19 protein-coding genes and 1 pseudogene are annotated in these 24,310 nt (G+C 70.5%); 5 read left to right on the top strand and 15 right to left on the bottom strand.

What is annotated here, in order from left to right; all coding sequences use genetic code 11:
* Positions 1-50: 50 nt before the first annotated feature.
* Complete coding sequence (locus LY44_RS13130) at positions 51-482, top strand: Fur family transcriptional regulator (RefSeq protein ID WP_055211354.1); 432 nt, start codon at positions 51-53, stop codon at positions 480-482.
* Between the two features lie 84 nt (positions 483-566).
* Here the strand turns inward: LY44_RS13130 and LY44_RS18015 are convergent, their stop codons facing one another.
* From LY44_RS18015 to LY44_RS13070, 11 genes and pseudogenes are all read right to left on the bottom strand, one after another.
* Positions 567-1,013: a hypothetical protein gene (locus LY44_RS18015; RefSeq protein ID WP_160320042.1), complete on the bottom strand. Its 447-nt coding sequence runs from the start codon at positions 1,011-1,013 to the stop codon at positions 567-569.
* Complete coding sequence (locus tag LY44_RS13120; protein ID WP_055211358.1) at positions 1,013-1,504, bottom strand: MBL fold metallo-hydrolase; 492 nt, start codon at positions 1,502-1,504, stop codon at positions 1,013-1,015. The genes LY44_RS18015 and LY44_RS13120 overlap by 1 nt, the downstream gene beginning before the upstream one ends.
* Before the next feature lie 324 nt (positions 1,505-1,828).
* On the bottom strand, positions 1,829-3,751 hold the full coding sequence (locus LY44_RS13110) for an FkbM family methyltransferase (RefSeq protein WP_055211361.1): 1,923 nt from the start codon (positions 3,749-3,751) through the stop codon (positions 1,829-1,831).
* Between the two features lie 156 nt (positions 3,752-3,907).
* Positions 3,908-4,987: an ABC transporter ATP-binding protein gene (locus LY44_RS13105; RefSeq protein ID WP_055211363.1), complete on the bottom strand. Its 1,080-nt coding sequence runs from the start codon at positions 4,985-4,987 to the stop codon at positions 3,908-3,910.
* Positions 4,988-5,223: 236 nt separating this feature from the next.
* A pseudogene (locus LY44_RS13100) lies at positions 5,224-5,436 on the bottom strand (AMP-binding enzyme); the annotation flags it as partial.
* A 161-nt stretch (positions 5,437-5,597) separates the two neighbouring features.
* Complete coding sequence (gene mnhG, locus LY44_RS13095; protein ID WP_055211367.1) at positions 5,598-5,948, bottom strand: monovalent cation/H(+) antiporter subunit G; 351 nt, start codon at positions 5,946-5,948, stop codon at positions 5,598-5,600.
* Entirely contained in the window at positions 5,945-6,223 is a 279-nt protein-coding gene (locus LY44_RS13090) for a K+/H+ antiporter subunit F (RefSeq protein WP_055211369.1), read from the bottom strand. The genes mnhG and LY44_RS13090 overlap by 4 nt, the downstream gene beginning before the upstream one ends.
* Positions 6,220-6,708, bottom strand: a complete 489-nt coding sequence (locus LY44_RS13085; protein ID WP_055211371.1) for a Na+/H+ antiporter subunit E — start codon at positions 6,706-6,708, stop codon at positions 6,220-6,222. Before LY44_RS13085 ends, LY44_RS13090 begins: the two co-directional genes overlap by 4 nt.
* Positions 6,705-8,315: a monovalent cation/H+ antiporter subunit D gene (locus LY44_RS13080; RefSeq protein ID WP_055211373.1), complete on the bottom strand. Its 1,611-nt coding sequence runs from the start codon at positions 8,313-8,315 to the stop codon at positions 6,705-6,707. The genes LY44_RS13085 and LY44_RS13080 overlap by 4 nt, the downstream gene beginning before the upstream one ends.
* A complete protein-coding gene (locus LY44_RS13075) occupies positions 8,312-8,656 on the bottom strand; it encodes a Na+/H+ antiporter subunit C (RefSeq protein ID WP_013067840.1) in 345 nt (114 codons plus the stop codon). Before LY44_RS13075 ends, LY44_RS13080 begins: the two co-directional genes overlap by 4 nt.
* Positions 8,656-11,544 (bottom strand): monovalent cation/H+ antiporter subunit A, encoded by a 2,889-nt coding sequence (locus tag LY44_RS13070; RefSeq protein ID WP_055211375.1) that lies wholly within the window; start codon positions 11,542-11,544, stop codon positions 8,656-8,658. Before LY44_RS13070 ends, LY44_RS13075 begins: the two co-directional genes overlap by 1 nt.
* Before the next feature lie 300 nt (positions 11,545-11,844).
* On the opposite strand from LY44_RS13070, the gene LY44_RS13065 reads away from it, so the two are divergent.
* The 4 genes from LY44_RS13065 to LY44_RS13050 all read left to right on the top strand — a co-directional run bounded on the left by LY44_RS13065 (position 11,845) and on the right by LY44_RS13050 (position 18,919).
* Entirely contained in the window at positions 11,845-13,074 is a 1,230-nt protein-coding gene (locus LY44_RS13065) for an exonuclease SbcCD subunit D (RefSeq protein WP_055211377.1), read from the top strand.
* A 3-nt stretch (positions 13,075-13,077) separates the two neighbouring features.
* A complete protein-coding gene (locus tag LY44_RS13060; RefSeq protein ID WP_111396028.1) occupies positions 13,078-16,794 on the top strand; it encodes an AAA family ATPase in 3,717 nt (1,238 codons plus the stop codon).
* 93 nt (positions 16,795-16,887) lie between these two features.
* Entirely contained in the window at positions 16,888-17,790 is a 903-nt protein-coding gene (locus LY44_RS13055; protein ID WP_055212885.1) for a bifunctional 5,10-methylenetetrahydrofolate dehydrogenase/5,10-methenyltetrahydrofolate cyclohydrolase, read from the top strand.
* Positions 17,791-18,154: 364 nt separating this feature from the next.
* Positions 18,155-18,919, top strand: a complete 765-nt coding sequence (locus tag LY44_RS13050) for a hypothetical protein (RefSeq protein ID WP_146707241.1) — start codon at positions 18,155-18,157, stop codon at positions 18,917-18,919.
* Between the two features lie 12 nt (positions 18,920-18,931).
* Here LY44_RS13050 and LY44_RS13045 read toward each other — a convergent pair whose 3' ends face one another.
* The 4 genes from LY44_RS13045 to LY44_RS13030 all read right to left on the bottom strand — a co-directional run bounded on the left by LY44_RS13045 (position 18,932) and on the right by LY44_RS13030 (position 24,309).
* Positions 18,932-19,399, bottom strand: coding sequence for a threonine/serine exporter family protein (locus tag LY44_RS13045; RefSeq protein WP_055212883.1), 468 nt, complete (start codon positions 19,397-19,399; stop codon positions 18,932-18,934).
* A gap of 2 nt (positions 19,400-19,401) precedes the next feature.
* Complete coding sequence (locus LY44_RS13040) at positions 19,402-20,196, bottom strand: threonine/serine exporter family protein (RefSeq protein WP_055212897.1); 795 nt, start codon at positions 20,194-20,196, stop codon at positions 19,402-19,404.
* Positions 20,197-20,349: 153 nt separating this feature from the next.
* A complete protein-coding gene (locus tag LY44_RS18010) occupies positions 20,350-23,082 on the bottom strand; it encodes a methyl-accepting chemotaxis protein (RefSeq protein WP_111396027.1) in 2,733 nt (910 codons plus the stop codon).
* An 18-nt stretch (positions 23,083-23,100) separates the two neighbouring features.
* On the bottom strand, positions 23,101-24,309 hold the full coding sequence (locus LY44_RS13030; RefSeq protein ID WP_055212880.1) for an ABC transporter substrate-binding protein: 1,209 nt from the start codon (positions 24,307-24,309) through the stop codon (positions 23,101-23,103).
* Between the last annotated feature and the right edge of the window lies 1 nt (position 24,310).

Genomic DNA, 24,310 nt, shown 5'->3' with positions numbered 1-24,310 from the left:
CTTGCAACAAGAGCTTGCCGACAGGCGCGTGTTCGTGCAAAACGCAGACGATGACAAAGACAGAACACCGAGCCGAGAAACTTACGAACGCGCTGCGCCGTGCAGGTGTGCGCATCACCCGCCAGCGTGCCGCGCTCCTGTCGGTTCTGGCGGCGGCCGACGATCACCCCGAAGCGGTCGAGTTGCATCGCCGCGCCGAGGCCGCGGTGCCGGGAATTTCGCTCTCCACCGTCTATCGCACCCTGACAGAGCTGGAGAATCAGGGCGTCATCCTGCGTCATCAGTTCGAAGGCACACCGGCGCGGTTCGAGCATTCCGAGACCCGCCACCACGATCACATCATCGATGTCGAGACCGGCGAGGTGGTCGAATTCGCCAACGAGAGGATCGAGGCGCTTCAGGCCGAGATCGCCGAAGCCCTGGGCTATGAGATCGTCCATCACCGGCTTGAGCTTTATGTGCGCAAGAAAGTGGCCCGATAGGCTCGAGAAAGCGGTGCGCGGAAGCGACAGCATTGGACGGACGGCGGTTATCGCCAGTTTCTGCAGGTGCGATGCTGCGACTTCTCATTCGGCAAACCGCCCCTTGCGCAGCATCACGATGGCGCGGCTGCCGATCAGCGCGGCGGCGCCGAGGCCGGTGCGGCTGATGCCGCCGATGCAGCTTTCGCCGTAGCGGTCGGCGTAAAGACGGCGCAATCCGGCGGTCAACACCACCTTCAGGTTTGGCCAACCGGGGCGGGGCAGCCCCGAGCCCTCGGCTACCTGCTCGGGCATGTCGGCGGTGTAAAGGTCGATCACCAGATCCCGCCGCGTGCGTTTGGCGACGCGGTAAAGCGTTGTCAGGCGGTCGAAATTCTGCCCCGACCAAGAGACGAAGATCCGCCCCTTCACGGTCTTGCTGCGTTCGACCAGCCAGTTTTCCAGATCCGTCTCGGTCACTGTGGGCTTTGATGTGCCAAGATTGGTGCCCTCGGTGATCAGCAGGTCGATCCCCTTCGGGGGATGTTTCATCAGCCCATCGACCAAGGCCGCCTTGCGCCATGGCGGCGAAAATCACCGATGTAAAGGATACGCCGCCCCGCGCCGTCGATCTGCAACATGTAGGCGTCGAAGGCGGAATGATCGGTCAGCCACGGCTTCAGGGTGAACGGTCCGATCGGGATCGGCCCGCTGCGGCTTTCCCAGGTCGTCAGGCGATGCGGCAGCTTGCCCTTGTCGAAGGGCGAGGCCGCGATCAGCCGCGCCGGCGCCGCCCCGCACATCACCGGCCAATCGGCAGGAAGCTGCGCCACCAGCCCCCAGTGATCAAGATGGGCATGGCTGAGCACGGTTGCCGGGCGGCTGGTGTCGAGCGTCTCAGGCAGGCGGTCTTCCTTGCCCTCCGGCAGTTCGAGCGCCTGACCCGCGTCGAGGATCAGCCGCGCCCCCTCGGGATGGGTGATCTCGATCAGGTTGCCGCCGATCTGCCGGGTGCCGCGGTGGATGTCCTTTCGACATCTCATCCCCTTATATTCCCCTGAGGCCGGTTTGAATTTACACTTGATACGCAGGCCTTGCGCCCGGAGGAGCTCCCGCCCGGGCAACTGGCAAAAGCTCGCGGCAGGAGAAAGCCCGTATGCGGCCAGAGGCCCCGACCGCCAAACCGCCGAAATCCAGATCCGCATTCCTCGTGGCGGCGTTTGGCCCCATGGCACTTGCCGCCCAGTCATCAATCGCGTCAACGCCCTCGGCACTGCCGAGATCGTCCGCGTCGCATGAAGCCCAAGGGGAAAGCGGCAATCACGTCGCAAGCGTGAACCGGGCAACAACGCCCGACCGCCACCGGCTTACGCCGGATCGCTGCGCAGGCGGGCGGGCAGATGGTCGACATAGCTCTGCGCGAGGGTTGCCGGAACCCGCCCCCTTGCGGCCAGCGCATCAAGGCAGGCCAGGGCGACGGTGTGGCTGTCAAAGACCGAGGCGGCCAGAATGGCCAGCTGCACCAGACCCTCGTCGTCGATCGCCCCGAGGGTGCTCAGGTCGCGCAGATAGACCGCATCGCCATCGACCAGCTGATCGCTGGTGGCCGCGCGCGAAAGCCGGGCAAGCTGCGAATTGGCGATCGGCATCGACTTGTTGAACAGGAACTTGTGCAGCGCGAAGCCCTGCGCGCGCAGCTCCAGATCGACCCCGGCCGCCAGCGGCTCGCCCTCGTAAAGCCGCAGGTGACGCAGCTCGACGATCACCGCGACCGCCTGCGCAAGCGTCTGGCGCGCGCCCTGAAACACCGCCAGCTCGCCGCCCTGAATGTCGATCTTGAGCAGATCGATCCGGCCGATCTCGGGCAGCGCGTCCAGCGCCACCGTCGGCATCTCGACCCGTGCGATCACCCGGCCCATCCGCGGCTTGCCCAAGAGCGCGATCGAGGGCAGACAGGGCTCGAACACCGATGTCATGCCGCTGAACCGGAAGATCTTCAGCTCCTGCGCCGTCCCGTCCCCCACCGCATGGGGGAAATACCGCTCCCGCGGCGAGGGCCTGGCCTGCAGCGCCGCGAAGGCCTCGGGCTGCGGCTCGAAGCCGATCACGTCGCAGCCCTGCAGCGCCAGAAGCGTCTTGTAGGGGGTCGGGGTGATCGGGTTGGCGCCGACATCCAGCACCACCGTGCGGCGCTCGCGCGGCAGATGCGCGAGCAGGAACCGCATCGCCGCGGCGGTGTCGGGCAGATGCGCCTTCGGCACCTCCTGCGGCGGCAGCTTGGGGGCGGGATCGTGCCAGCCGAACCGGCCCTGCCGGTCCAGGATCTCTGCCCGCAGCCGCGCGTGCGCGGCCAGGGCCTCGGCCTCGATGGCGCGGATTTCGGGGTCGGCACGATAGCGCTCCAGCCGCGCCGCCACCTCCGGCCAATGCCGCAAGATCGTGCGGTCCTCGATCTCGGTCCGCTCGGCAAAGGCCCAGAACGGCGAGCCCAGACGGTATTTCTGATGCGTCAGAGCCATCCCGTCGCCGCGCAGGTTCTTGAGCAGGAACACATCCTGCGCCCGGATCGCATAGTGATTGAGCGCGGCATTCTGCCAGCTGACCATCGCATGGGTGGCGGTCTGATGCCGCATCTGCTGCGGCACGAAAAGCGGCGCATTGGGCATTTCCACACCGCCGCTGCTGCGCAAAACCGGGTCCGCCTTGCGGGGATGTTTCGGCATGTGGCAATGCACCGCCGCGAAAACCTCGGGACGGAAAAGACATTTCTGCATCGCGCGGCCCTTGCGCAGCTGCGCCTCGGTCAGGGTGAAGCTTGGCAGGACCGCGCCGCCGTCCCAGCTGCGCCGCCCGGCCGAGCCGAACATGCGCCAGTTGACGGCGATGCAATCGGTGGGACCGGCGCGCAGGACCGTCCCGATCAGATCGGCCACCCGGCCTTCGCCGCAGGTCACATTAAGAAATTCGTCGATGTCGCAGTGAAACGCCCAGGCGACATCGGCCATCTGCGGATGCGCCAGCGCCAGCGCGCAGCCGCTCACCTGCGGCGCTTCGCCGGGCTGCGTCTGCTGGCGCAGATGCACGACCTCGCCCATCTCGGCCAGCCGGTCGAGCATCCGGTCCGAGCCGTCGCTGCAGTCGTTCGAGACGACGAAGACGCGATCGAACCCCGCGGCCTGCTGGAACGCCACCCATTCCAGCAGCCACATCGCCTCGTTGCGCTGACAGGCGATCACCGCCAGAGGACCCGGCCGCGCGGGCGGGTGTGTCAAATCACTTGCGATCGTCATGAAAGAGAGGCGCCCGGGTTGAACATGCCACATGAAGGCTGCCCGGCGACACTCCTGCGTTCCGGGCATGGGATCAAGCGAAAACGCGCGTCAGGGCGGGGGGGAAAGCGCGACAACCGCCCGGACACCCGCGATGACGGCCCCGTCCGCGGCGCGTCAGCAGGCCTCGCCCGGCGCGGCGGCAAAAACCTGCACCGCGCCCGGGTCAAGCCGCAGACCGACCCGCTCCGGGGAATGCGGCTGCCGCGCCGAGGGCAGATCCAGCCGCAGCTCCGCCCCGCCCGTTTCCAGCCGCAGGACCAGCCGTTCCTGCGCGCCCAGAAACTCGGCCCGTTCGATCCGCGCCGCCGCCCCCTCGGACGGATCGCACAGAGCCAGCGCCTGCGGGCGGAAGAACGCCACCGCCGCCTGCCCCTCGGCCAGCCCCGGGGCGGCGAACCGGCCCAGCGGCGTCAGCAGCGCGCCGCCCGCCACCAGCCCCCGCAGGATGCTGCCCGGCCCCAGAAAGCGCGCGGCGTAAAGCGTTGGCGGCGCGTGATAAAGGCTGCGCGGATCGGCCAGCGCCTCGATCTTGCCCGCATGCATCACCGCCAGATGATCGGCCACCGCCAGCGCCTCGGCCGGATCATGGGTGACAAGGATCGCCGCCACGCCAAGCTGGCGCAAAAGCGCCAGCGTCTCGGCCCGGACGCTGTCGCGCAGACCCTGGTCGAGGTTGGAAAACGGCTCGTCCATCAGCAAAAGCCCGGGCCTTGGCGCCAGCGCCCGCGCCAGCGCCACGCGCTGGCTTTCCCCGCCCGAAAGCTGGTGCGGATAGCGCGCGGCCAGCCCCGCCACGCCCGCCACCGCCAGAACCTCGGCCACCCGCGCCCGCAGCGCGTCAGCGGGCACCCCGCGCAGCCCGAAGGCCACGTTTTCCGCCACGCTCAGATGCGGAAACAGCGCGTAATCCTGAAACATGAAGCCGATGCCGCGGGCCTCGGGCGCGACGAAGCCGCCCTGCCCCGCCAGCACCCGCCCCGCCAGCGTGATCTCGCCGCCATCGGGGCGCTCGACCCCGGCGATCAGGCGCAGCAGCGTGGACTTGCCGCAGCCCGACGCGCCCAGCAGGCAGAGGATTTCGCCCCGGCCAAGGTTGAAGGAAATCTCCGCAAGCGCCGTCACCGCACCGAAACGGCGGCTGACGCGCTCAAGACGAAGCCAGGGGGCGGGCGGGGAAAGGGGTGCAGCTGTCATCGCCCCAATCTAGGAAACCGCGCCGGAAAATCCATCCTGCACCGGCAGATTTGCCCTTTGCCGGGGCCTGCTGATTATCAGGCGTTCAACCGCCGTGTTTTCCCGGCCGTCGGCCTTGATCCGGTCGGCGCGACGGGGGTTTCACACCCCCGCACCCCCGTGGGATATTTGCGCCAAGGTGAAAGGGCGGCATTGCAGCTTGGGCAAAGATCCGGGGGGGGGCGGAGCCCCCCGCTTTCGGTCACGCCCGGATCGGCGAGCGTCGAGATGTCGCCCAAGGCGCCGTAATCATTCTCGGCGATCTTGCGCAGGATGCGGCGCATGATCTTGCCCGAGCGCGTCTTCGGCAGGCCCGGCGCCCATTGAATGAGATCCGGGGACGCGATCGGGCCGATCTCGGTGCGCCCCCATTTCACCAGATCCTTGCGCAGATCCTCGGATGGCGTGATCATATGCCCGCCGGTCTCGGTCTGCCAGAAGGGGTCGACGATCGGACATTTCCCTTTTTCGACACATCTGTCGTACCTGCCCCATCCGCGCGCAGACCCGCCCGAAAAACACGCACAAGCTGCACACAAGCCCCCCAGACCGGCGCCGGGGCGAGAAGACCCTAGTCCTGCGCCGTCTCGCGGGCGGGGGGCGGCGCGTCCTGCCGGTCGCGGTGCAGCGCGGCGCGGCCAAGCAGCATCATCGTCACCGGCGTCGTCACCATCACGCAGATGCCGATCACCAGCTCGTGGATGAAGACCCGGTCCTGCAGCCAGGACCAGGACAGGAGCGAGGCGATCAGGATCGCCGCCGCCCCCCAGCTGGTGCCAAGCGCGGGCGCATGCAGCCGGTCGTAAAAGCTTTTCAGCCGCACCAGCCCCAGCGCCCCCAGAAGCGTCAGCGTCGAGCCGAGCAGCAGGAAGGCCGCGACCGGCAGCGCGATCCACCAGGGCATGGTTTCGGGCGCGCTCATTCGATCACCTCGCCGCGCAGCAGGAATTTCGCCGCCGAGACGGTGCTGACAAAGCCCGCCACCGCGATCACCAGTGCCGCCTCGAACAGGAAGGGCGTGCCCATCCGCATCCCGGTCACGATGAACAGCAGCATCGTTGCGACATAAAGCGCCTCGAGCGCCAGCACCCGATCCTGCGCGCGCGGACCCAGCAGGATCCGCAGCGCCGCCAGACAGGCCGCCAGCGCCAGGGCGATCTGGGCATAGCTCAGCGCAAACCAGAGCAGGGTGGTCATCCGAAAGCCTCCAGCAGCCGGGTTTCATATCGCGCGCAGATCTCGGCGCGCAGGGCCTCTGCGTCCTGCAGCTCGAAGACATGCAGCAGGAGCACCCCGGTTCCGGGGTCGTAGTCGATCCAGACGGTGCCCGGGATGGCGGCGACGACAAGGGCGAGCAGCGCCAGCCCGACCGGATCGCGCAGCCGCAGCGGGATCGCGACGAAGCCCGAGCGGCGCGGCCGAGCGCCGCCGTCGTGCAGCATCCGCAGCGCCACCGCCCAGTTCGAGCGCAGGATGTCGACCGAGACCACCGCGGCCAGGCGGATCAGCGGCCAGATCGCGCGCAGCCGCGGCGGCTGCGGTTCAAGCCGGGCAAAGGCAAGCCCGGCCAGAATGGCGACCGCCGCGCCCAGAAGCAGATGGCCCAGCGAAAAGCGCGTCAGCATGAGCCACATCAGCGTCAGGGCAAGCGTCAGCAGCGGGTGCGGGAAAAGCCGGGTCATGGCGCAACCTCCGTTGCGGTCGCGGGCGCGACGACAGGCGGCGGCGGCACCAGCGCGCGGGCGGTCTGCTGCATGTAGCCAAGCGCCGGGGCGGCCTTGAGCGAGAGCAGCACCAGAAGCCCGATCAGTGCCATCACCGGGGCGATTTCCAGCGCCAGCACCCGCGGCGGCGGCGCATCGACGGCCCAGAAGCTTTGCACGCCGACCCGCACCAGACCGATCAGCGTCGCCAGCCCCGCGCCCAGAAGCAGCGCCGCAAAGACCCAATGCAGCGCGTCGGGTGCGCGCGCCCCGGCCAGAAGCCCCTGCAAAAGCCCGAGCTTGCCCAGAAATCCCGCCAGCGGCGGCAGCCCCGCCAGCGCCAGCGCGCAGGCGCCAAAGGACAGGCCCAGCACCGAGAGCGTGCCCGGGATCGCCAGCCCCGCCCCGGGCGCGGCCTCCTCCTCGCGCTCGTCAAGGCCGTAGGCATCGGCGGTCAGCGCCAGAAGCCCGGCAATGCCGCCTTCCTCGCGGCTCATCGGTTCGATCAGCAGGAACAGCGCGCTGGTGGCCAGCGTCGAGTTGAGCAGGTAAAATAGCGCCGCCGCCAGGATCGCGCTGTCTGCCCCCGCCAGCACGAAGCCCGCCGCGGTCAGGATCGTGCCCGAGGAGACCAGCACCAGATGGGCGGCGATCCGGCCCAGCCCCTGCGCCGCCAGAATGCCGATGACGCCGAACAGGATCGTCGCCATGCCGCCCGCGATCAGCACCGGGGCGCCAAACCCCGCCGAGGCCCCCGCCCCCGCGCCAAAAAGCAGAAAGGAGAGCCGCAAGATCACGTAAAGGCCGACCTTGGTCATGATCGCGAACATCGCGGCCACCGGCGCGGCGCCGGCCATATAGGCGGTGGGAAGCCAGAAGGACAAAGGCCAGATCCCGGCCTTGATCAGGAAGGCGAGCCCCATCAGCGCCGCCCCGGCGTGAAACAGCGCCCGCCGCCCCTCGGGCAGATCGGGCACGAGCCCCGCCAGCTGCGCCATGTTGAGCGTGCCGCTGGCGCCATAGACCAGGCTGACCCCGATCAGGAACAGCGCCGATCCGGTCAGGTTGACGGCGATGTAATGCAGCCCCGCCCGCACCCGCAGCTGCCCGCCGCCATGCAGCAACAGCCCGTAGGAGGCGGCCAGAAGCAGCTCGAAAAAGACGAAGAGGTTGAACAGATCGCCGGTCAGGAAGGCGCCGTTCAGCCCCATCAGCAAGAACTGGAACAGGCTGTGGAAATGCGGTCCCTGCCGGTGCCAGCCCGCCGCCGCATAGACCAGCGCGGGCAAAGCGAGCAGCCCGGTCAGCACCAGCATCAGCGCCGAAAGCCGGTCGTTCACCAGAACGATGCCCCAGGGCGCCAGCCAGTCGCCCAGCCGGTAAAGCCCCAGCTCGGCGCCGCCCGGCCCCTGCGCCTTGGCGCGCGACAAAAGCTCGAGCGCGCAGACCAGCGTCGCCAGGGCCGAGACGAGGCTGATCGCCAGTTTCGCGCGCCGCTGCCGGTCGTCATAGATCAGCATCAAGGCCCCGGCGAAGAACGGGATCAGGATCGGCGCGATGATCAGATGTTCGGGCGCGGGGATCATGCCTCGGGCTCCTTGCCGTCGACATGGTCATTGCCGGTCAGCCCCCGCGCCGCGATCAGCACGACCAGGAACAGCGCCGTCGCGGCAAAGCCGATGACGATCGCCGTCAAGACCAGCGCCTGCGGCAGCGGATCGGCATAGGCGGTCGGGTCGATGAAACCGCCGCGCGGCATGATCGGCGGCACCCCCACCATCAGCCGCCCCATCGCGAAGATGAACAGATTGACCGCATAGGACAAAAGGCAAAGCCCGACGATCACCTGAAACGTGCGCGGCCGCAGCAGCAGCCAGACCCCCGAGGCGGCCAGAATTCCGATCGCGGCAGAGAGAACGATTTCCATCACGCGGCCTCCCGTTCCTTTTGCGCAAGGCGGTCGCGCTCGCGCAGGCGGGCGATGCGCAGCGACTGGTGCGCCAGCGCGATCAGCATCAGCACGGTCACCCCCAGCACCAGCGCAAAGACCCCGGCATCGAAGATCAGCGCCGTCGCCGCCGGAACCTGCCCGATCAGCGGCAGATCGACATAGCGCGCATGGGCAGTCAGGAAGGGATGGCCGAAGACGAAGGCACCCAGCCCCGTGCCCCCCGCGATCAACAGCCCCACCCCCATCCAGCGGATCGGCAGCACGGTCAGCCGCGCCTCGACCCAGCGCAGATCATGGCCGAGATATTGCAGCAAAATCGCGATCGACACCGTCACCCCGGCGGAAAAGCCGCCGCCCGGCAGGTCATGGCCGCGGAAGAACAGGGTCGCCGCCAGCACGATCAGCACCGGGAACATCCAGCGCATGATCACCGAGGGCACCAAGAGCGCATGCGCCAGCGTCGGATCGCGCAGCCCGGCCTCTTCCTCGCTGCGGGTGGTGCTTTCGGGCGCCGGGCGGAAGCGGCGCAGCAGCGCGAAAACGGTGATGCCGACAATCGCCAGAACGGTGATTTCGCCGAAGGTGTCGAAGGCGCGGAAATCGACCAGGATCACGTTGACGACATTGGTGCCGCCGCCCTCGTGATAGGCGTTGCGCAGGAACCAGTCGCCGACATTGGGGATCAGCGGCGAGGTCATCATCACATAGGCGACGGCGGCCAGACCGAGGCCGACCGTGCCCGCGATGACGAAATCGCGCGCCCGGCGCAGCCGCGCGGGCAAAAGCCGGTCGGCGGCGATTTCCTCGCGCCGTTTTGGCAGCCAGCGCAGGCCCAGCAGCAACAGGACGGTGGTGACGATCTCGACCAGCAGCTGCGTCACCGCCAGATCGGGAGCGGAAAGCCAGGCGAAGGTCAGGCAGGTCACCGCCCCCGCCCCGCCCAGCAGGATGACGGCGGCGAAGCGGTGGTATTTCGCCAGCGCCGCCGCGCCCAGCGCGCAGGCCGCCCCCGCCCCCCACATCGCCGCAAAGGCCGGGTTGAGCGGCACTGAAAGCGGATGTGCCGCGGGCGCCAGCACGCCCCACAGCGGCACTGCAGCCGCCGCCAGCGCCAGAAGCACGATCAGCCGCAGCTGCGGTTGCAGCCGTTCCGTCCCGAAAAGCCGCAGCCCCAGCCGCGGCAAGGTCCAGGTCAACCGGAACATCCCCCGCTCGAAGAGTTTTTGCGCCCGCAGCCGGTGCAAAAGCGGCGGCCCCTCGGGCCCGCGCGCGATCTGCCGCCCGAAGACCGCGTAAAGCAGGAGCCCCGCCACCAGCGCGACGCCGCTCATCGCGAGCGGCAGCGTCAGCCCGTGCCAAAGCGCGATGTCGGTATAGGGCAGATCCGGCCCCAGCACCGAGACCGCCGCCAGATGCAGCACCGGACCGAGCGTCAGCCCGGGCAGGATGCCGACGACAAGGCAGATCAGCACCAGCGCCTCGACCGGGCGGCGCATCAGCGCGGGCGGCTCGTGCGGGGCGCGCGGCAGATCGGTCGCGACCGGGCCAAAGAAGACGGTGGCGATGAAGCGCAGCGAATAGGCGACGGAAAAGGCCCCGGCCAGCACCGCCAAATAAGGCAGCGCATTGTCCAGCCAGCTGCCGTTGTTCCAGTCCGCCGCGGCGGCGAAGAACATCTCCTTGGACAAAAATCCGTTGAGCAGCGGCACCCCCGCCATCGCCGCCGAGGCGACGATGGCCAGACTGGCCGTCACCGGCATCGCATGGCGCAACCCGCCCAGACGGCGCATGTCGCGGGTGCCGGTCTCGTGGTCGATGATGCCCGCCGCCATGAAGAGCGAGGCCTTGAAGACGGCGTGATTGAGGATGTGAAAGATCGCGGCAAGGATGGCGCCGGTGCTGCCGATGCCCGCAAGCGCGGTGATCAGCCCCAGATGGCTGATCGTCGAATAGGCCAGCAACCCCTTGAGATCATGGCGAAAGATCGCAAAGAACGCGCCCAGGACAAGGGTTGCCATGCCGGTGCCGGTGACCAGATGGAACCACAGGTCGGTCTGCCCCAGCACCGGCGAGAACCGCACGAGCAGGAACACCCCCGCCTTCACCATCGTCGCCGAATGCAGGAAGGCCGAGACCGGCGTCGGCGCCGCCATCGCGCCGGGCAGCCAGAAATGAAACGGCATCTGCGCCGATTTGGTGAAGCAACCCAGCAGGAACAGCCCCAGCACCAGCGGGTAAAGCGGATGCGCCCGCACCAGATCGCCCGCCGCCAGAACCCGGTCCAGATCATGGCTGCCGACGATCTGCCCCAAAAGGACCATCGCCAGCAGCAGGCACAGCCCCCCCGCCCCGGTGACGATCAGGGCCATCCGCGCGCCCTCGCGCGCCGCCTGGCCCTGATGCCAATAGCCGATCAAGAGGAAGGACAGGATCGAGGTCAGCTCCCAGAACACCACCAGCATCAGGATGTTGCCCGACAGCACCATGCCGACCATGGCGCCGGTGAAGGCCATCAGAAAGGCGTAAAACCGCGGCACCGGATCGGTTTTCGACAGGTAGTAGCGCGCATAGATCAGCACGAGGATGCCGATGCCGAAGATCAGCGAGACGAACAGCCAGACGAAGCCGTCCATCCGGAAGCTCAGATCCAGTCCCGGCGCGGGCACCCAGCCGATCTGGCCGCGCACCACCTGCCCCGCGCCGATCGGCCCGTGCAGCAGCGCCAGCACGACGCCCCCCGCCGCCAGAAACAGCCCCGAGACCCAGGCCGCCGCGTCATGCGCCCGCGGCGACATCGTGCTTGTCGCCAAAGCCGCCGCGAAGGGCAGCGCCACAAGGATCAGCAGCAGGTTCTCTTCGATCATGCGCCCGCAGCTGTCCTTTCAGGGTTTGAGGTCATGGAGGGTCCCGCCCCGAAACCGACCCCGGCGCTCAGCCCAAGCAGGCTGCCGCAGGCACGGGCCCCGGATCGTGACAGGGAACTCCTGTTTCATAAAGGGGTTGTTTACACCATTTCAAGACGATGCGACGCGTTTTTGCCCCGCGGCCACGGGATCGTTTCGGGTGGCCCTTGGCGGCGGCGCGGTCTAATCTGGCGCCGGTCCGGCCTGCCCGGCCCCTTCCCGCCCCCGTCCCCGCCCCCGAATACTGCCGCGAAAGCCCCCATGCGTATCCTGCACACCGCCGACTGGCATATCGGACAGACCCTGAACGGCTGGTCGCGCGAGGCCGAGCACCGCGCCTTCCTCGTGCAGCTGGGCGAAATCCTACTGCGCGAACAGGTGGATGCGCTGCTGGTGGCGGGGGATGTCTTTGACGGGCTCAACCCCTCGGGCGAGGCGCAGCGGCTGCTTTACGCCGCGCTTGCGGGCTATGTGCGGGCCAATCCGCGGCTGCAGATCGTGCTGACATCGGGCAATCACGACCCGGCGCAGCGGCTGGAAGCGCCCGAGGCGGTGCTGCGCGAACTGGGCGTGCATGTCCTTGGCACGCTGAGCCGCGGGCCCGAGGGGGTGGACCTTGGCCGCCATCTGATCGCGCTGCGCGACGCCACCGGGCAGGTCCGCGCGCAGGTTCTGGCGCTGCCCTTCCTGCGTCAGGCCGATCTGCCGGGCCTGCGTCTGGGCGCCGAAGCGGGCACCGAGGCGGGCTCCGGGGGCGCCGTCACCGCCGCCCTGCGCGCGCTTCTGGCCGAGACGGTCGCGCGGGCGCAGGCGCTTGCGGGCGCGGTGCCGCTGATCGCGATGGCGCATCTGACCTGTGCGGGCGGGCTGGAAAGCGCGGGGGCCGAGCGGCGCATCCTGATCGGCGGCGATCATGCCGTGCCGCCCGATGTCTTTCCGCCCGCGCTTGCCTATGTCGCGCTGGGTCACCTGCACAGGCCGCAATCGCTTGACGGCGGGCGGGTGCGCTACTCCGGCTCGCCCTTTCCGCTTTCGGCCAGCGAGATCGGCTATGACCATGGCGTGACGCTGCTCGATCTGGACGCCGGGGCGGCGCCGCGCCATATCCCGCTGCCGCGCCCGGTGCCGGTGCTGCGCCTGCCCGCGCGCGGCACCGCCCCCCTGCCCGAGATCCTCGCCGCGCTCGCGGCCCTGCCGCCGGGTGCCCCAGCGCGTGCCGAAGGCCCCTTCCTCTACCTCGCCCTTGCCGCCGACCGCCCGGTGACCGAGATCACCGCGGCGCTCGAGGCCGCGCTCGAGCCCCTGCCGCTGCGGCTGGCCGGGCTGACGATCACCCGCCCCGAAACCGCCGCGCCCACAGCCCCGCCGCCGCAGGATCTGAGCCGGACCACGCCCGAGGCGCTTTTTGCCGCCGCCTTCCGCGATCTGCACGGCTGCGATCCCGAGACCCGCCACCTTGGCGCCTTTCGCGACGCGCTTTCCGAGGTCTGACCCATGCGCATCCTGTCGATTTCCGGGCAGAACATCGCCAGCCTCGCGGCACCCTTCCGCATCGATTTCACCACCGCGCCGCTGGCGGGCGCCGGGCTGTTCGCGATCACCGGGGAAACCGGGGCGGGCAAATCCTCGATCCTCGATGCGATGTGTCTGGCGCTTTACGGCGACGCGCCGCGGCTCTCGGCGGGGGCGCGCGGCGACAAGGTGCCCGACGCCGCGGGCGAGGAGATCAGCGCCGCCGACAGCCGCGCGATCTTGCGGCGCGGCGCGGCGACGGGCTGGGCCGAGGTGCGGTTCACCGGCCGCGACGGCGCGGACTATATCGCGCGCTGGCAGGCACGGCGGGCCCGCGACCGGGTCGAGGGCAAGCTGCAATCGGTGGCGCGCAGCCTGGCCCGGGCCGCGGACGGGCAGGTGCTGGCGGCGCAGACCCAGGCGGTCAGCGAACAGGTCGCGGCGCTGACCGGCCTGTCCTACGAGGAATTCCGCCGCACCGTCCTCTTGGCGCAGGGGGATTTCGACGCCTTCCTGCGTGCCGACACCGGCGAGCGCGCGGCGCTTTTGGAAAAGGTCACCGGAACCGGGCTTTACCGGGCGGTCTCGATCCGGGTCTATGAGCGGACCGAGGCCGCGCGGGCCGCCCATGCGCAGCTTCTGGCCCGCGCGGCCGAGCATCGCTTGCTCGACGACGCCGCCCGCGCGGCGCTGACGGAGGAGATCGCGGCAAAGACCGCGGCGACGGAGGCGGCGGCGGCAGAGCGGGCGGGGCTGACCGAGGCGCTGGCCCGTCACCGCCGCCATGCCGAAGCGCAGGCGCAGCTGCAGACCGCCGCCGCCGCGCTGGCCGGGGCCGAGACGCGGCAGGCCGAAGCGGGCCCGGCCCGGGCGCAGCTGGAGCGGCTGGAGCGGGCGGCACCGCTGCGCCTGCCCTGGCAGGCGGCGACCGAGGCCCGCAGCCGTCTGGCCCTGGCGCGGACGGCGGCCGAAGCGGCAACGGCGGCCCGCGCCGCGACGGCCTTGGCCTTGGCGCAACAGGCCGATGCGGCCGACCGGGCGCGTGCGGCGGTGGCCGAAACGGAAGAGGAGTTCAAGGCACTTGGCCGGATCTGGGACCGCGCCGCCGAGCTGGACGCGCAGATCGGCAGTGCCGCGACCGAGGCGGAAGCGGCGCAGGCACAAGCCCTGACGGCGCAACAGGCGGCGGCCAGCGCCGCAGGGGCGCTTGCCGATCTTGCCGCCGCCGAGGCGCGCGCGGGCGCGGATCAGCGCCGCGCCGAAACGGCGCTGGCGGGGCTTTCCCGGGTCGCGGCTCTGGCCGATGACTGGCCGCAGCTGCGCCGCGATCTGGCCGATCATCAGGCGGCCAGCGCGGCGGCAACCGCGGCGGCGCAGGCCGCGCAGGCGGCGCGCGACCGGGCGCAGGCACTGGCGACCGAGGCAGAGACCGCTTGCGCAGACGAGGCCCGCGATCAGGCCGCCGACAGCGCCCTGGCGCAAACCGCCGCGGCGCTGCAACAGGCGCTTGCGCCGCTTGAAGCCGCGCATCCCCCCGCCCGCACCGCCGATCTGGCGCGGATCGAAACCGATCTGGCCGAGCTGGCGCGGGCGCTGCGCGATGGCGCCGAAGCCGAAGCCTTGGGTGCGGCGGGACAGACAGCGGCAACCGCGGCCGCCACCGAAGCCGCCGTGGCGGAGGCGCAGGAAAGCGCGGCGAAAGAGGCACTTGCACGCGCCGAGACGCAGATGGCCACGCTTGCGGCGCCGCTCGAACAGGCCGATCTGGCGCTTTCCGATGCCGCCCGCAGCCTGCGCGCGCGCCTGACCCCGGGCAGCCCCTGCCCGGTCTGCGGCGCGCTCGAGCATCCGACCCCGGCCGAGGCGGGGCTGGCGCATCTGGCCGACCGGCTGCGCGCCGACCAATCCGCCGCCCGCGGCGCGGCGCTGGCGGCGCGGGACGCGCTGACCGCCGCGCAGGGCGCCCGCGCCCGCGCCGAGGCCCGGGCCAAACAGGCGGCCGAGGAGCGCCACCGCGCCCGCAGCCGCGCCGAAGCCGCCCGCGCCGCCTGGACCGAGACCCGGGCCCGCGTCACCGCCCGGCCGCTTTGCCCCGCGCTGCCCGAGACCCCGGACCCGACCGCCCTTGCCGCGGCGCAGCTCCATCTTCGCGCGCTGCAAACCGCCGAGGCCGCCGCGCAGGCGGAGATTTCGGCGCTGCGCACCCGCCTGACCGAGACCGGGCGCGACCGCGAGCGCCTGCGCCGGGCGCTTTTGGCGCATCGCGGCACGCGCGAGCGGCTGGCCTTGCTGCAGGCCGAAACCGCGCAGGCGGCCGCGCTGGCCGAGGCCCGCCGGACCGAGGCCGCAGCCCGGCGCGACCGGCTGGCACTGGCGCTCGCCCCCGCGCTTGCCCTTGCGGGAGAGCACGACCCGGCCGCGCCGGGGCTGGCCGAACGGCTGACGGCCACGGTCCTTGCCGTCGGCGCGGCGCGGGCGGCGCTGCAGGCGGCGCAACAGGCGCTGACCGCGCTCGCCCCGCAGCTGGCCGCGGCGCGACGCGATGCCGAGACGGCGCAGGCGCAGGCCGGGACCGCTGCGCAGGCGGCGCGGAACCGGAACGCCGCATGGGCCGCCCTGCGCGCCGAACGGGCGCCGCTTCTGGACGGGCAGCCCACCGCCGCGCATCGCAGCCACTTCAACGACCGTCGGCTGGCGGCGCAACAGGCGCAACAGCAAGCCGCAACCGCCCTTGCCGCGGCGCAGGCAGAGCTTGCCGCCACCGAGGCCCGCGCGGCGGAAACCGCCCGCGCCACGCGCGAGACCGCCGAGGCGCAGGGCGTGGCCGAGGCGCGGCTGGCCGCCGCGCTGGAGGCCGCCGGGATGACCGGAACGGACCTGGCCGCGCTGATCGCCCTGCCGCCCGGCACGGCCGAAAGCCTGCGCGCCGAGCTGCGCGGGCTTGACGATGCGGTGACGGCGGCACGCTCGGCCCTCGAGGCGCGCAAGACCGACCTGCAAGAGATTGAGGAACAAGGACTTCCCGCAGAAGACCCCGAGGCGCTCGCCGCCCGTCTTGCGACGCTTGAGGCCGAGACCGAACGCCGCGCGCAAGAGATCGGGCGGCTCTCGGCCGAGCTTGCGCGCGATGCGGCGACGCGGGCGGCGCTGGCCGATCTGGCGGCCGAAACCGAGGCCGCGCGGGCGGAGCTGGAGGTCTGGGAGGCGGTGAACAAGGCGATCGGCGCGCGCTCGGGCGACCGGTTTGCGCGCATCGCGCAGGCGATCACGCTGGATGTTCTGGTCGATCACGCCAACCGCCATCTGGCCGATCTGAACCCGCGCTACCGGCTGCGCCGCGCCGCCGATCTGAGCCTGCAGGTCGAGGACCGCGACATGGGCGACAGCCCGCGCGCCACCCGCAGCCTTTCGGGCGGCGAGCGGTTTCTGGTCTCGCTGGCGCTGGCGCTCGCGCTCTCGCAGATGGGCGGCAAGGGCACTTTCGCAGGCACGCTTTTCATTGACGAAGGTTTCGGCGCGCTGGATGCGGGCAGCCTTGATCTGGCGATCGACGCGCTCGAGACACTGCAATCGCAGGGGCGGCAAGTGGGCGTGATCAGCCATGTCGAGGCGATGCAGGCCCGCATCGCCACCCGCATCGCCGTGCGCAAGGAGGGCGGCGGCCGATCCAGCCTGCGCGTCGAAGGCCCCGGGGTCTGACGCTTTTTCCCGCCGATGCGTCGGCGCCGGAACGCGGGCAGCGGTGGCGCCGTGCAAGGATCGGCCCAGCCGCGCAGCAAGGAGAGACCCGCCATGGCCGACAGACGCGATCACCGGATCATCGACGGCAAGGCTGTGCAGCAGCGCCTTCTGGCCGGGATCCGCGCCGAGCTGGAGGCGGCGGCGCAGACCCATCCGGTCGGGCGGCTGGTGTCGATCTCGATCGGCCCCTCGCCCGAGATCGAGGTCTATGTCCGCAATCAGGCCCGCGCCGCCGCGACGGCCGGTCTGCCCTTCGAGCAGGTGGTCTGGGAGGCCGCGGCGACGCAGGAGGCCTGCAAGCGCAAGATCGCGGCGCTGAACGACGACCCTTCGGTGCTGGGGATCATCCTGCAACGCCCGGTGCCCGCGCATATCCATGTGCGATCCCTGCAATCGGCGATCCATCCCTTGAAGGATGTCGAGGGGATGAACCCCGCCTCGATCGGCAATATCGTTTACAATGACATTGCGCTGGCGCCCTGCACCGCGGCGGCGGCGGTGGAGATGGTGCGGGCGACCGGGCTGCCCTTGCCGGGGCTTGAAGTGGTGATGATCGGCCATTCGGAAATCGTCGGCAAGCCCGTCGCCTTCCTGCTGATGGCCGAGGGGGCGACGGTGACGGTCTGTCACCACATGACGCGCTCGGTCGCGATGCATTCGCGCCGCGCCGATGTGGTGATCGTGGCGGTGGGCAAGGCGCATCTGATCGGCCCCGAGATGATCAAGCCCGGCGCGGCGGTGATCGACATCGGGATCAATCAGGTGACCGATGCGGCGGGCAAGGTGCGGATCCTCGGCGATGTCGACACCGAGGCGGTGCGCGAGGTGGCGGGCTGGATCACCCCGGTTCCGGGCGGCGTCGGGCCGGTGACGGTGGCGATGCTGATGCGCAACGCGCTGACCGCGCATCGCCGTCAGGTCGCGGCGGGGTGGCTGGAACCGGCGCGGGCCTGACCGGGCCGCGGCGCGTTCCCCGGCACGGCCGCGGGGGCCGATCACGGAAACGTGGTCTTCGCGCCGCGCAGGTGACGCGTTTTGATCCGGAAGCGTCGCATTTGGCCCAGCCCTGCGCGCTGCGCCTCGCTAGCGAGAGTTGATTTTTCCGTCAATCAAGACAGCCGAAGGGCGGGTGCCCTCACGCCCCCCTTCACCCGGCGGTGCGCGCCCCGAAGGGACGTGCGCGCACCGCCGCAAACCCGGATCGGGCCAAAACGCCCCGGGCGAAAGCTCAAATGCGCCGGAAATTCGGCGCCGTCTTAGCGCCGTCTTCACCTTCGCCCGCGATGGTTCCCCCGATGTGGCCGGTCAGGATCCTGCAGTGACGTGGTTTCGCCCTTCCCCTGGCGTCCTTGGCTGGACTGGCCCCGCTCTGGCGGCGCTGGTCTGGTTCGGCTTTGCCGCGGCGGCTTTGGCGGCCGAGCCGGGCGGTGCAACCGATTACACGGGCGCCTGCAGCCTGACCGCGGCCGGGGGCGAGACGCTTTTTGCGGGCGATTGCGCCATCAGCCACCGCCCCGCCCCCCCCGCCGCGGCCGAGGATCGCTGCGCCTATCAGCGCTACGAGGTGCTGTTTCCCGGCGTCGGCCTTGCGGTGGTGGAACGCGGCAACGACCCGGAGTGTCCGCCGCGGTTTCAGGATCGCCCGGCCGCCTTTTTGGCGCGCGACCGGCGGGGCCAGCTGGTTCTGGCCACGGCCGAGGGGGCGCTTGTGCGCTTCGCCCCCAGTCCGGCGGAGCCGCCCGCGCCCGCGCCGGTGCTCGACGATCTGCTGCGCGGGATCGAGACCTGCCGCCCCGGACCGGAGTATCGCGCCCTCACCCGCAGTCTGCGGCAGGCTGCGGCCAGCGCGTCAGAGGCGATCGGCGCGATCCCCTGGCCTGCCGGAAATCCGCCGCCGGGTCAGCCGCTGCGCCTCCGTCAAAGCGGGGCCTGGCAACAGATCGACGTGCCGCTGCGCGGCCGCTATCTGGGCCTGCCCCTCGCCGGGTTGCGGCTTGAAACCGAAACCGGCACCGGGCAGCAGCGCGATACGTTGTTCTTCGCCGGAGCGCCCGGACGGCTGGTCTGCACCGGGCTTGATTGAGCCCGTCGGGGCTCAGAAGTCCTGGTTTTTCAACAGCTGCGCCGGGATCGCCAGCCCCGCGCCGATCGCCGCCAGGGTGAAGATGACGCGGATGATATGCTCGGCCGCGGCGACGAAGATCTCGGCCGCATCGGCCGGATGCGGCGCGGTCAGGGCAAAGAAGCCCAGAAGCGCCTCGCCGAAAAAGGCGCCCGGCACCATCGGAATGCAGCCCGCCAGCGCCACCGCATTGCAGGCAGGGCCCAGCACGCGGCGCAGCGCCGAGACCGCGCAGGAGGTGACGATGGCGGCGGCGAAAGTGGCGCCCTCGAGGCTCCAGGCCAGATCGAGCCCGCCGGTGCGGACCATCAGCGCCAGCGCCCCGGCCGCCGCGCACCAGGGCAGTGCCCGCAGACCGAAGTTGAACAGAACGCCGAAGCCCGCGGCGGCGGCGGCGCCAAACAGCGCCTGATGCAGCAGATGCGGCAGGAAATCCCACATGATCAACTCCTCATCCCCAGAAGTTCCTCGGCAAACCAGATCCCGGTCGCGGCGAAGAGCATGATCATCAGCACCCAGACCGCGCGGGCGCTGCCCATCGTCGGATAGCCGTCCATGATGTCGGTCTGCGCATTGGTCGAGGGCACGCCCGGCACCAGAAGCAGGATCGAGGCCATCATCGCCAGCTGCACCGTGGCGCTTTGCAGCGCGATCGCGCCAAGCCCGCCCAGCGTCGCCGACAGGAAGGCGATCGCCCCGGCGACGATGAAGATGTTCACGCCGCGATGCAGCAGGTGGTGGCGGATGTATTGCCCGATCGCGCCCGCCAGCCAGACCGGCCCGAAAGCCAGCCAGTCGACGCCCAGAAGCCGCCCGAAGGAGGCGCAGGCCAGCCCCACCGCCAGCGCGGTGAACCAGGGCGCATGCCGCGGCGTCTCGCGCACCAGCCGCGCCAGTTCGGCCTCGACCTCCTCGACGCTCATGCCGCCCCTTTCGGCGCGCGCGCAAAGCTGGCGCACCGCCAGATCGAGCCGGTGGTTCACCCCCAGCCGCCCGACCTGCAGCATCCGGGTGATCGTCTGATCCGCCACATGCACGGTCATCGCGATCGAGGTATAGCCCGAGCGCAGCCCGATCGTCTCGACGCCGAAGCCGCGCGCGATCATCGTGATGCCGCGGTGCACGACGCTGACCGAGGCGCCGCTTTCCATCATGATCCTGCCCGCCTTGAGCGCCGTGTTGGCATAGCGCTCCAGCTCGCGGTGGCGGATGACCACCGGATCGTCCCCGGTTTCCATGCGGTTCCCCTTCTTGCAATCGGCCCCCCGTAGCAGCCCGGGCAGGGCGGGGCAACCATCGAAACCGCCCCGCATATCAGCTATGTCCGCCCCCCCGGGATGCAAGGGCAAGATCCTGATAATCTTGCGCAAAAATCGGCCGATCGGGGATCTTCAGCCCGCCTGCCGCAGCGGCGGCGCCTCGGCGTCCTGCATCCGGAACACCGCCGTCAGCGCGCGCAGCCTCTGCGCCTCGCCCAGCAGCGCCTGGGTCGCGGCAGCGTTTTCCTCGAACATCGCCGCATTGTGCTGGGTGACCTGATCAAGCTGGTTCATCGCCGCGGTGATCTCCGATATCCCCGCCGATTGCTCGCCCGCGCCGGTCTCGATCGCGGCCAGCAGGGCGTCGAGCCGGGTGACCAGATCCTCGATCCGGCCCAAGGCCGCATCCGAGCCGCTGGCCAGATCCACCCCCTCGCCAACCTGCCGCACCGAGGTCGCGATCAGCCCGGCGATCTCATGCGCGGCCTCCGAGGAGCGCTGCGCCAGCCCCCGCACTTCTGACGCGACAACGGCAAAGCCGCGCCCGGCCTCGCCCGCCCGCGCGGCTTCCACGCCCGCATTCAGCGCCAGAAGATTGGTCTGGAAGGCGATGTCGTCGATGACGCCGGTGATGCGGGAAATCTGTTCCGAGCTTTGCGCGATGTCGGTCATCGCCTGCAACGTGCGGCGCACCACCTCGCGCCCGGCGGCGGTGGTCTCGCGGGTCTGGCCGACGGCCTGCGCCGCCTCGCGCGCGCCCTGCAGCGCCTGCGCGACCGAGGCCGCCATCTGGTTCATCGCCGCCGCGGTTTCCTCCAGCGAGGCCGCCTGCGTTTCCGTGCGCCGCCCCAGCTCGCCCGAGGCCGCGCCGAGCTGATCCGCCTCCGATTGCACCGAACCGCCGGCCCGGACGATCTCGCTCAACAACTCGGCCATCCGGGTCACCGCCTGGTTGAAATCGCTGCGCAGCCCCTCATAAGCGGCGGGAAAGGCGGTCTCGATCCGCGCCGTCAGATCGCCCGCCGAGATCGCCCGCAGCGCCTCGGCCAGCCGCGACACCACCAGCTGCTGCTCCTGCAGCTGCGCCGCGCGCTCGGCCTCGGCCTCTTCGCGCAGCCGCCGCCGCTCCTGCCGCTCGGCCTCCTGCCGGGCCTGCTCCTGCCGGTCGCGGTCGCGCTCGGCCTCGGCCGCCGCCAGCGCCGCCTGTTGCGCCGCCCGTTCGGCCGCCGCCGCCGCCCCGGCCCGGTCCATGTCCTCGCGCATGCGCCGGGCGCGGTCGTTCAGCGCGTCGCGAAACACCGTCAAGGCCCCGGCCAGCGCGCCGATCTCGCCCGCCCCCGGCCGCAGCCCGTCGACCGCGCCGGTGTCGCCCGCCGCCAGCCGCGCCGTCGCCTGCGTCACCCGCCGCAGCGGCCGCACGATGCCAAGCCAGGCCAGAAGCGGCGCCAGAAGCCCGAAGACCGCGCTCAGCCCCGCCAGCGCCAGCAGCGTGCCGATCGCCCCGGAGGTGCGGTCGTTCACCGCGCCGCTGGTGCCGTCGATCCGCCCGAGCACCGTTTCGGCCGCCGTGGCCGCCCCGGTGGTGATCGTCTCCATCGCCGCATTGGCGGCGTCAAAGGCCGTCTCGGCGGCGGCCCGCGCCTTGATCATACGCAGATGCGCCTGCGCCAGCCCCTTCGCCGGATCGGTCCGGTCCAGAAGATCGCGCAGCAAGGGCACAAGATCCGGCGGCAGCTGCGCCATCTGCCCCGCCACCACCGCCCGCGCGGCCTCCAGCGCGGCACTTTCGCGCTCATAGCTTTCCAGACTGCGGCTCAGCGCCAGCCGCAGCGCCGAGGCGACCAGATCGCGGGCCCGCGCCTCGATCCGCGCCGCCTCGATCATCGGCGCCACATCGCGGGTCAGAAGCGTGTCGATCGTCGTCGCATTGGCCTTGCCCGCCTCGATCGCATTCAGCGTCAGCGCGAAGGCCAGATCATCGACGGCCACGCCGAGACCCAGATCGACCTTGGTCGCAAGGCTTTGAATCTGCTGTCGTAATTGTGAATTTTCGTGGCTGCCGGGCCGCGCGAGATCGCGCGCCAGATCGGCCAGCCGGGCCAGATCGGCGCGCAGGGGCGCCAGCGGGCCCGTCGCCTCGATGGCAAAGATCTTGTCCTGCATCCGGCTTTCGCCAGCGGCCACGCTGTCGCGCACGATCGCCTGACCGGCGACATCCAGCCCCGGCACCATCGCCAGCGCCGCGCCGCGCAGCACGTTCACCTCGATCCGCAAGGCCAGCGCATCGCTGAGCCGGGCGAAATCGCGGTCGACCAGATCTTCCAGCGTGGTCTTCACCCGGCCCGAAGCCGCCTCGCCGCCCATCACCATGTTGAAATAGGCATCATCGCCGATCTCGACCAGCCGTTCGGAAATGCGGGTGTTCACCTCGAAGATGCCCGCCACCGCCGTATCGGTTTCGGCCAGCGCCGCAAAGCCCTGTTGCCGGGCATCGACCAGATCGCCCGCCCGCGCGCCGATCGTGCCGACCGCATCGCGCAGACCCGCGGGGGCGTCGCGCAGCGCGGCCTCGAGCCCGGCCAGCGTCCGCTGCAGATGCTGCCGCGCCGCCTGCAAATCGTCGGGCGTGGCGGCCGAAAGAATGTCGACCATCGCCTGCCCCAGATCCCCGGTCGCGCCCGCAAGCGCCATGGTCTGGCGCAGCTCCGGCACCTCCTGCTCGACCAGATCGCGGACGATGCTGTCGGTGTCGCGAAAGACGTCAAGGCTGATGCCGACCGCCAGCGCGGTCATCGTCAAAAGCGCCAGCACGATGCCGACGATCTTCGCGCCGACACTGGCAAAAAGCATGGTGAGGCGGGTCATGCGCAATCCCCCGATCGCTCAGCCGCCGGTCCCGGGCGCGGGGGCCGGGGTCGGGGATGCCGCGGGCGTCATTTCGGAGATCGTTCCCTCGGGCGAGATCACCGTCAGAAACACCTGGTCCAGACCCTGATTGTCGCCCGGACCGAACTGCAGCCGCAGCCCGTCCAGATCGAGCGCGCGCAGATTTTGCAGCGCCGCCAGATAGCTGGCCCGGGTCGGATCCGGCCCCGCCGCAGCCAGCGCGGCCAGCGCCAGACGGCCGGTCAGATAGCCCTCGAACGAGACGAAACCCGGCACCGCCGCCGGATCGAGCGCCTTCAGCGCCGCTTGATAGCGCGCCACCACCGGCAGATCGGTGTCGAACGGATAGGGCACGACCTGCGAGATCACCACCCCCGCGCCCTCGGCGCCCAACTCGGCCAGAAGCGCATCGGTGCCGACAAAGGAGATGTTGACCATCTCGGGGCGGTAACCGATGCGATCGGCGACACGGACGAATTCCGCCACCGGCTTGTAGGCGCCGACGAGCACCACCGCGTCCACCTCGGCGCGGCGCAGGCCCAGAAGCGCGGTCTTCACCGCCAGGGTGTTGCGCACATAGGCGCCGCGCGCCGTCAGCTGCAACCCGCGTTTCGCAAGCGCCGCCTCCAGCGCCGCCAGCCCGGCCCGGCCGAAACTGTCATCTTGATAAAGAATGCCGATCCTGCGCTTGCCCCGGGTCTCGACCAGATGCTGCACCCAGGCCTCGGCCTCGGCACCATAGGAGGGGCGCAGGTTGAAAACATTGCGCAATTTCGGATCGCGCAGAAAGGCCGCGCCGGTGAAGGGGCCGATGAAGGGCAGCCCCGCCGCCTCGGCCAGGGGCTGCGTCGCCTGCGAGGTCGGCGTGCCCACCGCCCCGATCAGCGCCAGATGGGCATTGCCCGCAATCACCGCCCGGGTGCGCTCGGCCGAGGTTTCGGGCTCGTAGCCGTCGTCAAAGGCCTCCAGCCGCAGCTTCCGCCCCAGCACGCCGCCCGCCCGGTTCGCCTCTGCGAAGGCGGCGCGGATCCCGAGGTTCATCCCGGTGCCAAGCGCCGCCGCAGGCCCGGCCAGCGGCGCCACCTGCGCAAAGGCCAGATCGCCCCCGCCCGAGGCCTGCTGCGCCGCGACCGGCGCGGCCCCCAGACCCGAAACCAGCGCCAAAAGCGCCAGCAGGCGCGCAGCAAGAACAAGCGGCTTGGGCATC

The organism is Rhodobacter capsulatus, from assembly GCF_003254295.1.
In the GTDB taxonomy this organism is placed as follows: domain Bacteria; phylum Pseudomonadota; class Alphaproteobacteria; order Rhodobacterales; family Rhodobacteraceae; genus Rhodobacter; species Rhodobacter capsulatus.
The sequence above is the reverse complement of the archived record's forward strand: the minus strand, read 5'-3'. Positions and strand labels throughout refer to the sequence as shown.

Excerpts from the sequence above, each read along its gene's own strand:
- LY44_RS13060 (WP_111396028.1), top strand. The coding sequence starts at position 13,078 with ATGCGCATCCTGTCGATTTCCGGGCAGAACATCGCCAGCCTCGCGGCA.
- LY44_RS18010 (WP_111396027.1), bottom strand. The coding sequence starts at position 23,082 with ATGACCCGCCTCACCATGCTTTTTGCCAGTGTCGGCGCGAAGATCGTC.
- LY44_RS18015 (WP_160320042.1), bottom strand. The coding sequence starts at position 1,013 with ATGAAACATCCCCCGAAGGGGATCGACCTGCTGATCACCGAGGGCACC.
- LY44_RS13075 (WP_013067840.1), bottom strand. The coding sequence starts at position 8,656 with ATGGAAATCGTTCTCTCTGCCGCGATCGGAATTCTGGCCGCCTCGGGG.
- LY44_RS13130 (WP_055211354.1), top strand. The coding sequence starts at position 51 with ATGACAAAGACAGAACACCGAGCCGAGAAACTTACGAACGCGCTGCGC.
- LY44_RS13085 (WP_055211371.1), bottom strand. The coding sequence starts at position 6,708 with ATGACCCGGCTTTTCCCGCACCCGCTGCTGACGCTTGCCCTGACGCTG.
- LY44_RS13070 (WP_055211375.1), bottom strand. The coding sequence starts at position 11,544 with ATGATCGAAGAGAACCTGCTGCTGATCCTTGTGGCGCTGCCCTTCGCG.
- mnhG (WP_055211367.1), bottom strand. The coding sequence starts at position 5,948 with ATGAGCGCGCCCGAAACCATGCCCTGGTGGATCGCGCTGCCGGTCGCG.
- LY44_RS13105 (WP_055211363.1), bottom strand. The coding sequence starts at position 4,987 with ATGACAGCTGCACCCCTTTCCCCGCCCGCCCCCTGGCTTCGTCTTGAG.
- LY44_RS13080 (WP_055211373.1), bottom strand. The coding sequence starts at position 8,315 with ATGATCCCCGCGCCCGAACATCTGATCATCGCGCCGATCCTGATCCCG.
- LY44_RS13055 (WP_055212885.1), top strand. The coding sequence starts at position 16,888 with ATGGCCGACAGACGCGATCACCGGATCATCGACGGCAAGGCTGTGCAG.
- LY44_RS13030 (WP_055212880.1), bottom strand. The coding sequence starts at position 24,309 with ATGCCCAAGCCGCTTGTTCTTGCTGCGCGCCTGCTGGCGCTTTTGGCG.
- LY44_RS13065 (WP_055211377.1), top strand. The coding sequence starts at position 11,845 with ATGCGTATCCTGCACACCGCCGACTGGCATATCGGACAGACCCTGAAC.
- LY44_RS13045 (WP_055212883.1), bottom strand. The coding sequence starts at position 19,399 with ATGTGGGATTTCCTGCCGCATCTGCTGCATCAGGCGCTGTTTGGCGCC.
- LY44_RS13040 (WP_055212897.1), bottom strand. The coding sequence starts at position 20,196 with ATGGAAACCGGGGACGATCCGGTGGTCATCCGCCACCGCGAGCTGGAG.
- LY44_RS13110 (WP_055211361.1), bottom strand. The coding sequence starts at position 3,751 with ATGACGATCGCAAGTGATTTGACACACCCGCCCGCGCGGCCGGGTCCT.
- LY44_RS13090 (WP_055211369.1), bottom strand. The coding sequence starts at position 6,223 with ATGACCACCCTGCTCTGGTTTGCGCTGAGCTATGCCCAGATCGCCCTG.
- LY44_RS13120 (WP_055211358.1), bottom strand. The coding sequence starts at position 1,504 with ATGAGATGTCGAAAGGACATCCACCGCGGCACCCGGCAGATCGGCGGC.